The organism is Cryobacterium sp. TMT3-29-2, from assembly GCF_004564305.1.
GTDB classification, from domain to species: Bacteria; Actinomycetota; Actinomycetes; order Actinomycetales; family Microbacteriaceae; genus Cryobacterium; species Cryobacterium sinapicolor.
Genome location: NZ_SOGK01000010.1, coordinates 131,900 through 144,989 on the forward strand (window position 1 = coordinate 131,900; position 13,090 = coordinate 144,989).

The 13,090-nt window shown below is 70.0% G+C and carries 10 protein-coding genes; 9 read left to right on the forward strand and 1 reads right to left on the reverse strand.

Translation table 11 applies throughout. The features are described 5' to 3' along the window. The first annotated feature begins 95 nt into the window (after positions 1–95). Together E3O67_RS01265 and metE are read left to right on the forward strand one after the other, a co-directional pair. Entirely contained in the window at positions 96–1,097 is a 1,002-nt protein-coding gene (locus E3O67_RS01265; protein WP_135101512.1) for a methylenetetrahydrofolate reductase, read from the forward strand. Next, positions 1,094–3,436: a 5-methyltetrahydropteroyltriglutamate--homocysteine S-methyltransferase gene (gene metE / locus E3O67_RS01270; RefSeq protein ID WP_135101514.1), complete on the forward strand. Its 2,343-nt coding sequence runs from the start codon at positions 1,094–1,096 to the stop codon at positions 3,434–3,436. Before E3O67_RS01265 ends, metE begins: the two co-directional genes overlap by 4 nt. A 164-nt stretch (positions 3,437–3,600) precedes the next feature. On the opposite strand, the gene lexA is transcribed toward metE, so the two are convergent. Further along, a complete protein-coding gene (lexA, locus tag E3O67_RS01275; RefSeq protein ID WP_134426937.1) occupies positions 3,601–4,305 on the reverse strand; it encodes a transcriptional repressor LexA in 705 nt (234 codons plus the stop codon). Between the two features lie 283 nt (positions 4,306–4,588). Between lexA and E3O67_RS01280 the strand changes: the two genes are divergently transcribed. The 7 genes from E3O67_RS01280 to E3O67_RS01310 form a co-directional block, all read left to right on the forward strand. Next, positions 4,589–4,945 carry a LysM peptidoglycan-binding domain-containing protein gene (locus tag E3O67_RS01280; RefSeq protein WP_134426935.1) on the forward strand — a complete coding sequence of 119 codons (357 nt, stop codon included), beginning with the start codon at positions 4,589–4,591 and terminating at the stop codon, positions 4,943–4,945. A gap of 37 nt (positions 4,946–4,982) precedes the next feature. Then, positions 4,983–6,062, forward strand: coding sequence for a histidinol-phosphate transaminase (locus E3O67_RS01285; protein ID WP_370259791.1), 1,080 nt, complete (start codon positions 4,983–4,985; stop codon positions 6,060–6,062). A 25-nt stretch (positions 6,063–6,087) separates the two neighbouring features. Beyond that, the gene (hisB, locus tag E3O67_RS01290) at positions 6,088–6,711 is read left to right on the forward strand and encodes an imidazoleglycerol-phosphate dehydratase HisB (protein ID WP_134426931.1); all 624 of its coding nucleotides are present in this window, start codon (positions 6,088–6,090) and stop codon (positions 6,709–6,711) included. After that, complete coding sequence (gene hisH / locus E3O67_RS01295) at positions 6,708–7,340, forward strand: imidazole glycerol phosphate synthase subunit HisH (RefSeq protein WP_134426929.1); 633 nt, start codon at positions 6,708–6,710, stop codon at positions 7,338–7,340. The genes hisB and hisH overlap by 4 nt, the downstream gene beginning before the upstream one ends. Before the next feature lie 57 nt (positions 7,341–7,397). Next, entirely contained in the window at positions 7,398–8,144 is a 747-nt protein-coding gene (gene priA, locus E3O67_RS01300) for a bifunctional 1-(5-phosphoribosyl)-5-((5-phosphoribosylamino)methylideneamino)imidazole-4-carboxamide isomerase/phosphoribosylanthranilate isomerase PriA (protein WP_135101519.1), read from the forward strand. Next, positions 8,128–8,949, forward strand: a complete 822-nt coding sequence (locus E3O67_RS01305) for an SseB family protein (RefSeq protein WP_134426925.1) — start codon at positions 8,128–8,130, stop codon at positions 8,947–8,949. The genes priA and E3O67_RS01305 overlap by 17 nt, the downstream gene beginning before the upstream one ends. Positions 8,950–9,163: 214 nt before the next feature. Then, positions 9,164–13,090 (forward strand): ATP-dependent helicase (locus E3O67_RS01310; RefSeq protein WP_135101521.1); only part of this gene is annotated, 3,927 nt, incomplete at its 3' end.

Genomic DNA, 13,090 nt, shown 5'->3' on the forward strand with positions numbered 1-13,090 from the left:
CGGCACCCGCCCGCGAACACCCGCCTGGCTCGTCTGGCGGTCCGCGGCCGCCCGGCCTCCAGTGCCTGCCACTGGCAACTGTCGAATGAGGAGCAATGCCTGACACCTCGGACCCTGCGTGCGGGAACATCCCGTTCTCGTTCGAGCTGTATCCGCCCAAATCGGATGCCGCCACCTCCGCGCTGCACGCCACCATCAAGCGGCTCGCCGCGGCGGGCCCCGAGTTCATCTCGGTCACCTACGGCGCGAACGGCTCCTCCCGGCGTTCCTCCCTGAACGTGCTCACCCACCTCCTGCGCACCACCACCGTGGACCCGCTGGCGCACCTCACCTGCGTCGGCTCGTCCAACGCGGAAGCCAGCCGGCTGATCCGGGAATTCCTGGACGCCGGAGTGCGGAACTTCCTGGCCCTGCGCGGGGACCCGCCGGAAGGCACCCGGGAGGGTGACGCCTTCCTGGGCGACCTGGGCAGCGCGGCGGAGCTGGTGCAGCTGATTCACCGGGTGCAGGCCGAACGGGTGCCGTACCGCGAGGCCGCGATCCCGGGGCTCCCTGCCGCCCGCACGATCAAGCGGGAGCGGGAGAAGGTGCGCATCGCCGTGGCCGCGTTCCCGAACGGCCACCCGCGCTCCCGGTCGACCACCCAGGACATCGACACGCTGCTGGCCAAGCAGGCCGCCGGAGCCAACCTGGCGATCACCCAACTGTTCTTCCACGCCGACCACTACCTCAGTTTCATCCAGCGGGCCCGTGCCGCGGGGGTCGAGTTCCCGATCCTGCCCGGAATCATGCCGGTCACCAGTCCCGCCCGGCTGCGCCGCATCCTCGAGTTGTCCGGCGAGGAGCTTCCCTCCGAACTGGCTATCGCGCTCGAGGTGGAGCCGACGAAGGAAGGCCAGCGTGAGATCGGCATCCGTCACGCCACAGAACTGGCCCGGAAACTCATCGCCGGCGGCGCCCCCGGCCTGCACCTCTACGCCTTCAACCAGCACGAGACCGTGCTCGCCGTGCTCGAGCGCTGCGGTCTGCTCACTCCCACTCCAGCTCCATCTGCCTCCGAATTTCCTGCCTCTCACCCTGTCAAGGAGTACTCATGACCATCTCATCCGCACCTCCCGCTTTCCCCGCCGGGACCATCTTGGGTTACCCGCGCATCGGGCCACGCCGGCAATTGAAGAAGGCCGTCGAAGCGTTCTGGACCGGATCGGTCAGCGCCGACGAGCTCGAGGCGACCGCGGCCGCCCTGCGCCAGACCACGAGGGAGCGCCTCGTGCAGCTGGGGCTCGGCCGGGACGATTCGTCCATCCCCGAATCGTTCTCCTACTACGACCAGATGCTGGATGCCCTGTGCACGGTGGGTGCCGTCCCCTCCCGGTTCGCGGACCTCCGCGGTGCGGACGGTCACCTCGACCTGGCCGGCTACTTCACCCTCGCCCGCGGCGAAGGTGAGAACCTGCCGCTCGAGATGACCAAATGGTTCGACTCCAACTACCACTATCTGGTCCCGGAAATCGGCCCCGAGACCGTGTTCTCCCTCGCCGGCACCCGCCTCGTGCGCGAGTTCGAAGAGTCGAAGGCGGCCGGGTTCCTGACCCGGCCCGTCATCGTCGGCCCGGTCACCTTCCTGCTGCTGAGCAAGCCCAGCGACCAGGCACCGGCCGGGTTCAGCCCAATCGACCGCCTGGACGACCTGTTGCCGGTCTACGCCGCCCTCCTGCAGCGGCTGCGCGCCGCCGGAGCCGAATGGGTGCAGCTCGACGAGCCGGCCCTGGTCAGCGAAAGCATCGACACCCCGCGAGCGGATGCCCTCGCCGGCCTTCGCTGCGCCTACAACACCCTCGGCGCCCTCGCCCAGCGCCCCGCTCTCTTCGTCGCCGCACCCTACGGCAGCCTCGACGACGCCCTGCCCGTTCTCGCGGCCACCCCGGTGGAAGCCATCGGCCTTGACCTCGTACGTGGAACCGTTCCCGCGGAGACCCCCGGACTGGACACGACCACCCTGGTGGCCGGCGTCATCGACGGCCACAACATCTGGCGCGGCGACCTGGCAGCAGCCTTCGACACGGCGGTGGGCCTGGCCGGGCTGTCGCCGCGGATCACGGTCTCCACCTCGACGTCGCTGCTGCACGTGCCCCATGACGTCGACGACGAGTCCGCGCTGAACAGCGACCTGAAGAGTTGGCTGGCCTTCGCCGACCAGAAGGTCGCGCAGGTGGCCACGCTCGCCCGCGGGCTCGCCCAGGGGCGGGCCGCCATCGAGGCCGACCTTGTTGCGGCCACCGCGGCCCGCGACGCGCGTCGGGTGGCTCCCGGCGTGCAGGACGGCGCCGTGCGGGAGCGCGCCGATGCGCTCACCCCGGCCGATTTCACCCGCGGCGACTACGAGGTCCGGGTCGCGACCCAGGAGGCTGCCCTCGGGCTGCCGTTCCTGCCGACGACAACGATCGGATCCTTCCCGCAGACCGGGGACATCCGTCGGGCCAGGGCGCAGCTGCTCAGGGGGTCGCTGAGCGCCACGGACTACCGGGACCTGATGCTTGCCGAGATCGGTCGCGTCGTCGGGCTGCAGGAGGACATCGGCCTCGACGTGATCGTGCACGGCGAACCGGAACGCAACGACATGGTGCAGTACTTCGCCGAGAACCTCGACGGGTTCGCGGTCACCGAGAACGGCTGGGTGCAGTCCTACGGCAGCCGGTGCGTGCGACCGTCGATTCTCTGGGGTGACGTGTCCCGGCCGCGACCGATCACGGTCGAGTGGTCGGCGTACACGCAGGGGCTGACGCCCAAGCCCGTCAAGGGGATGCTCACCGGCCCGGTCACGATCCTCGCCTGGTCGTTCGTGCGCGACGACCAGCCGCTCGGCGACACGGCCCGGCAGGTGGCCCTGGCGCTCCGCGACGAGATCGCCGACCTCGAGACGGCGGGCATCCAGATCGTCCAGGTGGACGAGCCCGCGCTGCGGGAGCTTCTGCCGCTGAAGCAGAAGGACCAGGCGGACTATCTCGACTGGTCGGTGGGATCCTTCCGCCTGGCGACGGCCGGTGCGGCCGACGCCACTCAGATCCACACTCATCTCTGCTACTCGGAGTTCGGGGTGGTCATCGACGCGATCCGCAACCTGGACGCCGATGTGACCAGTATCGAGGCGGCACGCTCCCGCATGGAGGTCGTGGGCGACATCCAGTCCCACGGCTTCGACCACGGCATCGGCCCCGGCGTGTGGGACATCCATTCGCCGCGTGTGCCGAGCGTGGCCGAGCTCACCGACCTGCTCGAGCGGGCCGTGGCGGCCATCCCGGCCGACCAGCTCTGGGTGAACCCGGACTGCGGCCTCAAGACCCGCGGCTACGCCGAGACCGTCGAGTCCCTGCACAACATGATCGCTGCCACCCGCATTGTCCGCGCCCGGCTGCAGGCCCCCGTCCCCGCCTAACCCGCTGCTCCACCCCGCCCTCAGGCCGGGCACGACCCCGAAACGGCTTTCGTGCCCGGCCCGAGGACCCTATGGCGACCCAACAAATCAAAGACTCCACGACGCTTGTCGAGCCTGCCGAGACCAGGAGGCAAGGGGAGCTGAGGTGTTGAAGTACTCCGACCCTAAACCGATCGCAGAACCGCCACAACCTTCCCCAGGATCTCGGCGTGGTCGCCGACGATCGGCTCGAAATTCGTGTTGCGGGGGAGCAGCCAGGTGTGGCCGTCGCGCTGGCGGAACACCTTGACGGTCGCCTCGTTGTCGAGCATTGCTGCGACGATTTCACCGTTCTCAGCGGTTTTCTGCTGCCGAACGACGACCCAGTCGCCGTCCATGATGGCGGCGTCGATCATGGATTCGCCGGACACCTTGAGCATGAACAGGTCGCCCTTGCCCACAAGCTGGCGGGGGAGCGGGAAGATCTCATCGATCTGCTGTTCGGCGGTGATCGGGATGCCGGCGGCGATGCGGCCGACGAGCGGGACCATGGCGGCATCGCCCACCTGCACGCCGGTGTGAAAACTCTCCGCGGTGCCGGAGGTCGTGTCCTCGGGCGACTGCGGAATCTCGATGAGCACTTCAAGGGCGCGGGGACGATTCGGGTCACGGCGCAGGTAGCCGCTCAGTTCCAGCTGATTGAGCTGGTGGGTGACGCTCGACAGGGACGACAGGCCGACGGCGTCGCCGATCTCGCGCATGCTCGGCGGATAGCCGCGCTGGCTGACCGAGCGCTGGATGACATCAAGGATTGCAAGCTGCTTCTCGCTCAGACTCTTGCGCCGTCTGGTGCCGCCCTTGTCGCGGGGACCGCTGGTGTTCTGCGCCACGTTCGTCGCTCCTCGTTTCGATGGATGCGCTGGCGGCAGGCAGCGAGTGCCGCCGATTCACGCGAATGTCGGGGGTGCCTGATTGAGTTTCAACCAACAATCGAAACTGTATCCGCGTCTTGCTCATAAAACAAACATGTATTCGAGTGGGTCGGAAGAAACTTTTCAGAAACAACCGAAAAGGACTTGATTGTTCGAATAATCGAATATACATTCGGAACATAAGTTCGTATCCGGCCCTCCCGGCCGAGAGCCGGATACGTCTTCACACAGGAGGTAGGAAATGAGCACTGCACTTGAATTGAGCGCCCCCATCGCGACCGGTCGCACCCGGCTCCGACTCACCCGGCGCGGTCGCGTCGTCTTCACGTCGCTGGCAGCCGCTCCATTCGTGGCCCTGGCTCTGATCGTCGCCCTCAACGGCGGCATCGCCGCCGCGGAGAACACGACCGTCGGTCGGGTGGCCACGGCCTTCGACTACGTCACCATCCAGTCGGGGCAGTCGCTCTGGCAACTGGCGGAGAAGGTCGCGCCCACGTCTGACCCGCGCGAGGTGATTGCCGAGATCGTGAGCCTGAACCAGTTGCCGTCCGACAGTGTGGAGCCCGGTCAGCGGTTGGCGCTGCCGAACGACCTCTAGACCCGCTCCGGCAACGCGCCCCGGTAGCATGGGGGGAGTGACCAGTCTCAACGATCTGCCTCTCCGCGATAATCTGCGCGGACTTACCCCCTACGGCGCTCCCCAGCTGCACGTTCCGGTGGCTCTCAACGTGAACGAGAACACCCACGGCATCCCGGCGGAGGTGGCGGAAGACATTGTGGCGGCCCTGGCCGTGGCGGTCACGACCGTGAACCGGTATCCCGATCGGGAGTTCACCGAACTGCGCGACGCCCTCTCGCGGTACCTCGGGCACGGCCTCACCCGCAAGAACATCTGGGCGGCCAACGGCTCGAACGAGGTTCTCCAGCAGGTGCTGCAGGCCTTCGGCGGCCCCGGACGGTCCGTGCTCGGCTTCGCGCCGACCTACTCCATGTATTCGCTGCTCGCCTCCGGCACCGGCACGCGCTGGATTGCGGGCGGTCGCGACGCCGAGTTCGAACTCTCCCCGGCCACGGCGGTCGAATGGGTCGACCGGGTGGCCCCTGACCTCGTCTTCCTCTGCTCGCCGAACAATCCCACCGGAACGCCGCTGTCCCTGGAAACGATTGCGGCCGTCTATGACGCCACCGACGGCATCGTCGTCGTCGATGAGGCGTACGCCGAGTTCGGTCCGGGCGACGAGCCGAGCGCCCTCACCCTGCTGCCTGGTCGGGAACGCCTGCTGGTGTCCCGCACCATGAGCAAGGCGTTCGCGTTCGCCGGTGCCCGCGTCGGCTACCTGGCGGCCGACCCGGCCGTGACGGATGCGCTCCGACTGGTGCGCCTGCCCTATCACCTGTCAGCGTTCACCCAGGCAGCCGCGGTGGCCGCGCTCGCCCACACTCCCGCCATGCTCGCCATGGTCGACGACATCCGCTCCCAGCGGGACCGTCTGGTGAGCGAGCTTGCCCGCCTCGGCTACACGCCCCGGCGCAGCGCGAGCAACTTCGTGCTGTTCGGCGGGGTCGAGGACCCCCGAACCACCTTCGAGGCCCTGATGGCGGAAGGCATCCTCGTTCGCGACGTCGGTATCCCGGGCCACCTGCGGGTCAGCGCGGGCACCGAAGCCGAGACCACGGCATTCCTCGTCGCCCTCGAGGCACTGGGGCGACCGTGAACGGCCGGGGCAATAAACTAGCCGCATGAGCTTCTCTTCAGCGACCACCTCGTCCCGTTTCGCCCACCTGCAGCGTGAGACGAGCGAGTCCAGCATCGACCTGTCGCTCAACCTCGACGGCACCGGTGAGTCCGACATCCAGACGTCGGTGCCGTTCTATGACCACCTGCTCACCGCGTTCGCGAAGCACTCGCTCACCGACCTCACCGTGCGCGCCCGCGGCGACATCGAGATCGACGTGCACCACACTGTCGAGGACGTCGGCATCCTGCTCGGCCAGGCGATCAAGCAGGCCCTCGGGGACAAGTCCGGCATCTCCCGCTACGGTGACGCTGTCGTGCCGCTCGACGAGGCCCTCGTCCAGGCTGTCGTCGATATTTCCGGGCGCCCGTACCTCGTGCATCAGGGGGAGCCGGCCGGGTTCGAGTTCCACCTGATCGGCGGTCACTTCACCGGCTCCATGGTGCGCCACGTCTTCGAAGCCATCGCCTTCAACGCGGGCCTGACCGTGCACGTCACCGTGCAGGGCGGCCGCGACCCGCACCACATCGCGGAAGCCGAATTCAAGGCGTTCGCCCGCGCGTTCCGCCAGGCGAAGGCGCTCGACCCGCTGGTGTCCGGCATCCCGTCCACCAAGGGTGCGCTGTGACCGGCGTCGTCGTCTTCGACTACGGCACCGGTAACGTGCACTCCGCTGTCAAGGCACTCGAACTCGCCGGGGCCGAGGTGACGCTGACCAGCGACCGCCGTCAGGCACTCGAAGCCGACGGCCTCGTCGTGCCCGGCGTCGGCGCGTTCAGTGCCGTCATGCAGGCGTTGAAGGCCGTGCACGGCGACGAGGTCATCGACCGCCGGATCGCGGGCGGCCGCCCCGTGCTGGGCATCTGCGTGGGCATGCAGATCATGTTCGAGCACGGGGTCGAACGTGGCGTGGACACCGAGGGGCTGGGCGAATGGCCCGGCACCGTGACGCAGCTGACGGCGCCGGTGCTGCCCCACATGGGTTGGGACACGGTCACGCCGGGGGAGGGATCGACATTGTTCCGCGGCCTCGAGCAGGAGCGGTTCTACTTCGTGCACTCCTACGCCGCCCAGGAATGGACCCTCGACGTCATGCCGCCGTTCCCGAAGCCGATTCTCACCTGGTCCGAGCACGGACAGCCGTTCCTGGCGGCCATTGAGAACGGACCGCTCACGGCCACCCAGTTCCACCCGGAGAAATCCGGTGAAGCAGGCATCCGTCTGCTCCATAACTGGCTCGGCACTCTCACAAACTAGCCCGACTCTTTCCTGACTGACCTGGTCTTGCGCGACCACTCCCAACCGAGGACACCCATGACTGTGAACACCACTTCCCCCCGTCTCGTTCTGCTGCCCGCCGTTGACGTGGCCGACGGAAAGGCCGTCCGCCTGACCCAGGGCGAGGCCGGCACGGAGACGAACTACGGCGACCCCGTCGACGCGGCCCTCGACTGGGCGCGCCAGGGCGCCGAGTGGATCCACCTCGTCGACCTCGACGCGGCCTTTGGCCGTGGCAACAACACGGACGTCATCCGCACCGTGATCCGGGAGGTCACGGGCGTGAAGATCGAGCTCTCCGGCGGCATCCGCGACGATGCGTCGCTGGACGCGGCCCTGAAGGCGGGCGTCAGCCGGATCAACCTCGGCACAGCGGCACTGGAGGACCCAAAGTGGGCGGCCCAGGTCATCAAGCGGCACGGGGCCGCCGTCGCCGTCGGGCTCGACGTGCGCGGAACCACCCTCGCCGCCCGCGGCTGGACCAAGGAGGGCGGCGACCTTTGGCAGGTGCTCGCCCGCCTCGAGGAGGCCGGCTGCTCCCGCTACGTCGTCACCGACGTGACCAAGGACGGCACGCTGCAGGGACCCAACATCGACCTGCTCCGCCAGGTGATGAAGCGCACCGACCGTCCGGTCGTCGCCTCCGGGGGCATCTCCAGCCTCGACGACCTGCGCGCGCTGCGCGAACTCGTACCGCTCGGGCTCGAGGGCGCGATCGTCGGCAAGGCCCTCTACGCGGGGGCCTTCACCCTGGGCGAGGCGCTGGATGTCGCGGGCGCGTAACCTCGGCTCCACTGGCCTCCCCGGCGGCCCCGGCGGCCAGGGTGCCCCGGGCGGTTTCGCCGACTCTGCCGGACAGCCGTGGGCCGGTCGCACCTTCGCGCCGAGCCTGCACGCCGAGGACGACGGGCTGGCACCGGAGTCGCTGCTCGCGGCGCTGCGCCGCTTCCACGCCCGGGAGGTGGGGGAGGAAACGGTGGTCGACGTCCTCCGCACCGCCCGACTGCTCATTCCTTTGGTCACCGAACTCGGTGACGCGGGCACCACCGCGACCGGACTCGTCGTCGACAAGACCCAGGAACTCTCCATCATCACCGTCGCGGGACCCGACGGCCGCACGGTGTTGCCGGTGTTCTCCTCCGTCGTTGCGATGGCTGCCTGGAACACCCAGGCTCGGCCGGTGCCGTCCGACGGCATCAAGGTGGCGCTGGCCGCGGCCCAGGACGAGACCGACCTGGTCGTGCTCGACCCGACCGCGCCCACCGAGTTCGTCATTCGGCGGCCCGCCCTCTGGGCCATCGCCCAGTCCCTGCCCTGGACGCCCAGCTATGCCAACCGGCAGGTCGCGGATGCCTTCGCCGAGTCCGTCGCCACCGAGCTGAGCGTGCTCGGGGTGGAGCTGGCGCCCGGCGACCCGGCCGCGCGCCTCGCCGGACCGGAACTGGTCGTGCGCCTCGAACTCGTGGACGGATTGACCCGCACCGAACTCGACGCCACCCTCGCCCGGCTCGCGACCCGCTGGTCGTCCAGTGACGTCATCGCCACCCAGGTCGACTCCCTCACCGTGCAGTTGGTTCCCTCCACCTAGGCGGCCGCTACCGGGTCCCGGTCCGCGTCCCGGTCCCGCGCTCCGCGCCTCTTGCTCCGCCCGCGGACGGCCCGCGCCCCTAACGAATTCGACGGAGATTTTGCCCCGAACGCCACGTTTGGGCTCCAAAAGTGGTGTTTGACTCAAAATCTCCGTCGAATTCGTTCGAACGGGCGCGGTGGGTGCTGTCAGACGGATCAGCAAGGATGGACGTATGAACGAGGTTCTGCACCGATTTACGCCGGCCACCCGCGCCTGGTTCGCGCAGGCCTTTGCCGCACCCACCGAGGCTCAGCTCGGGGCGTGGGACGCCATCTCCCGTGGCTCCCATGCGCTGGTCGTGGCTCCCACCGGGTCCGGCAAGACCCTCGCCGCATTCCTCTGGGCTATCGACCGCCTGGCCTCGGATGCGTCGGCTGCCTCGAAGGCCACGGATGCCGCCGTGCCGCAGCCCGGCCGGGTCACCGTTCCGGGAACCCGCGTTCTCTACATCTCGCCGCTCAAGGCGCTCGGCGTCGACGTGGAACGCAACCTGCGTGCCCCGCTGGTCGGCATCGGCCAGGCCGCCGAGCGCCTCGGGTTCGCCCCGCCCCGGGTGAGCGTCGGCGTGCGGTCGGGGGACACCCCGGCCGCCGAGCGCCGCACCCTGGTGAAGACGCCGCCGGACATCCTCATCACCACACCTGAATCGCTGTTCCTCATGCTCACCTCGGCTGCGCGGGAATCGTTGCGCGACGTGGACACGGTCATCATCGACGAGGTGCACGCGGTCGCCGCCAGCAAGCGCGGCGCGCACCTGGCCGTCTCCCTGGAGCGGCTCGACGACCTGCTCACCCGGCCGGCGCAGCGGATCGGACTGTCGGCCACCGTGCGGCCGGCCGCCGAGGTGGCCCGGTTCCTCGGCGGCTCCGCTCCGGTGGAGATCGTCGCTCCGGTGTCGACCAAGCGATTCGACCTCAGCGTGGTCGTCCCCGTCGACGACATGAGCCAGGTCGGTCCGGCTCCCGTGCGGGAGGGGTCGACGGCTGCCGCCGCCCCGCAGACCGGTTCCATCTGGCCGCATGTGGAGGAGGCGATCGTGGACGCGGTGCTCGCGCACACCTCCTCTATCGTGTTCGCGAACTCCCGCCGGCTGACCGAACGACTGACCGCGCGCTTCAACGAGATCTACGCCCAGCGACTGGAAGACGAGCTGCTGCCCGCGCTACTGCCCGAGCCGCTGCCGGCCCTGGTACCCGCCGGTGCTGCCGCATCCGCCCCGCCGGCCGCTGTCATGGGGGCCGGCGGACAGAGCGCCGGGGCCGAGCCGCTGCTCGCCCGCGCCCACCACGGCTCCGTCAGCAAGGAGCAGCGCGCGGTGATCGAAGACGATCTCAAAGCCGGGCGGCTGCGCTGCGTGGTGGCCACCTCCAGCCTGGAGCTCGGCATCGACATGGGCGCCGTCGACCTGGTCGTGCAGGTGGAGTCGCCGCCGTCCGTCGCCAGCGGGCTGCAACGGATCGGCCGGGCGGGGCACCAGGTCGGCGAGGTCTCCCGCGGCGTGATCTTCCCCAAGCACCGGGCCGATCTCATCCATGCGGCCGTCGCGGCCGAGCGCATGGCCGCCGGCCTGATCGAATCCCTCCAGGTGCCGTCCAACCCGCTCGACATCCTCGCCCAGCAGACCGTCGCGGCGACCGCCCTCGAACCCATCCACGCCGAGGCGTGGTTCGACACCGTGCGCCGCAGCGCCCCCTTCCACTCCCTCCCGCGTTCGGCCTACGAGGCCACCCTCGACCTGCTCGCCGGCCGGTACCCCTCCGACCAATTCGCCGAGCTGCGCCCGCGCATCGTCTGGGACCGGGAAACGGGCATCCTCACCGGGCGGCCGGGTGCCCAACGGCTCGCGGTGACCAGCGGCGGCACGATCCCCGACCGCGGCCTGTTCGGCGTCTTCATGGTCGGCGGCGACCAGGTGACCGGTCGCCGCGTGGGTGAGCTCGACGAGGAGATGGTCTACGAATCCCGGGTCGGCGACGTCTTCGCCCTCGGCACGACGAGCTGGCGTATTCAGGAGATCACCCACGACCGGGTGCTCGTGCTGCCGGCCTTCGGCGAGCCCGGGCGGCTGCCGTTCTGGAAGGGCGACGGCCTCGGCCGGCCCGCCGAACTGGGCGAGGCGATCGGCGCCTTCCTGCGCGAGGTCTCGGCGCTCCCGGTCGCAGAGGCCCGGGTGCGCTGCCGGGCCGGCGGCCTCGATGAACGGGCCGTGGACAACCTCCTGGCCTTCCTCGCCGAGCAGCGGGCCGCGACTGGCCAGGTGCCCACCGACCGCACCCTCATCGTCGAGCGGTTCCGGGACGAACTCGGCGACTGGCGAGTGGTTCTGCACTCCCCGTTCGGCCTGCAGGTGCACGCCCCCTGGTCCCTCGCCGTGGGTGCCCGGGTGCGCGAACGCTACGGGCTCGACGGTGCCTGCGTCGCCAGCGACGACGGCATCGTCGTTCGCATCCCCGACACCGAGTCGGACCCGCCCGGCAGTTCCCTCTTTGTGTTCGACCCGGCGGAGCTCGAACAGGTGGTCACCGACGAGGTCGGCGGGTCGGCCCTGTTCGCCGCCCGGTTCCGAGAGTGCGCCGCGCGGGCGCTACTGCTCCCGCGCTACAACCCGGGCCGCCGGTCACCGCTGTGGCAGCAGCGGCAGAAGGCCGCGCAGCTGCTTGACGTGGCCCGCGCCTTCCCGACCTTCCCGATCATCCTCGAAACCGTGCGCGAGTGCCTGCAGGACGTCTACGACCTGCCCGCGCTGATGGCCCTCACCCGCCGCATCGACAGTCGCGCCCTGCGCCTGGTCGAAACCCAGACGGATGCCGCGAGTCCGTTCGCGAGCACCCTCCTCTTCGGCTACGTGGCCGCGTTCATGTACGAGGGAGATTCCCCGCTCGCCGAGCGCCGCGCGACCGCCCTCTCGCTCGACTCCAGCCTGCTGGCCGAGTTGCTCGGCCGGGTGGAGCTGCGGGAGCTGCTCGACCCGGCCGTGATCGAGCAGACCGACCTGGAACTGCAGCGGCTGCCTGCCGACCGGAAGGCGCGCGGGGTCGAGGGCATCGCCGACCTGCTCCGCCAGCTCGGGCCGCTCACCACCGCGGAGGTGGCCGAGCGCCTCGACCCGGCCGTGTCCCCGGGCGCCGCCGAGGGTCTGCGGGTTCTGTCCGAGGCCCGGCGCATCATCCCGGTCGGTTTCGCCGGGCAGCAGTGGTGGGCGGCCATCGAGGACTCCGCCCGGCTCCGCGACGCGCTCGGCGTCCCCCTGCCGCAGGGGGTCCCGGCAGTGTTCACCGAACCGGTGCCCGACCCGCTCGGCGACCTGGTCAGCCGGTACGCCCGCACCCACGGCCCGTTCACCCTCGCCGACGTGGCCGCGCGTTTCGGGCTCGGCCCGGCCGTGGCGCTCGTCGCCCTCCGGCGGCTCGCCGGGTCCCGCCGGCTCCTCGAGGGTGAGTTCCGCCCGCACGGCACCGGCAGTGAGTGGTGCGACGCCGAGGTGCTGCGCCGTCTGCGCCGCCGGTCCCTGGCCGCGCTGCGGCACGAGGTCGAGCCGGTCGATCAGGTCACGATCGGCCGGTTCCTGCCGGCTTGGCAGCACGTGGGCGGGCGCCTGCGCGGCATCGACGGGGTCGCATCCGTGATCGAGCAGTTGGAGGGGGCACGCATCCCGGCATCCGCCTGGGAGACCCTCGTGCTGCCGTCGCGCGTCGTCGACTACCGGCCGGGCCTGCTCGACGAGCTCACCAACACCGGCGAGGTGCTCTGGGCCGGCGCCGGCACGCTGGCCGGCAACGACGGCTGGATCAGCCTGCACCTACGCGAGACCGCGCCGCTCACCCTGCCGCTGCCCACCCCCCTGGAGACCACGGCGCTGCAGCAGGAAATCCTGACCACCCTGGCCGGCGGCGGAGCCTTTTTCTTCCGACAGCTCGCGGATGCCGTCGGCAGCCAGGACGACGCCGGCCTGGCCGCCGCCCTCTGGGACCTGGTCTGGGCGGGGCTGGTGGGCAACGACACCTTCGCCCCCGTGCGCGCACTGCTTTCCGGCGGGCGCGCGGCGCATAGCACCCGCCGGGCAGCCCCGCGGGCCCGGCTGCACGGCGGGCGCGTCCCC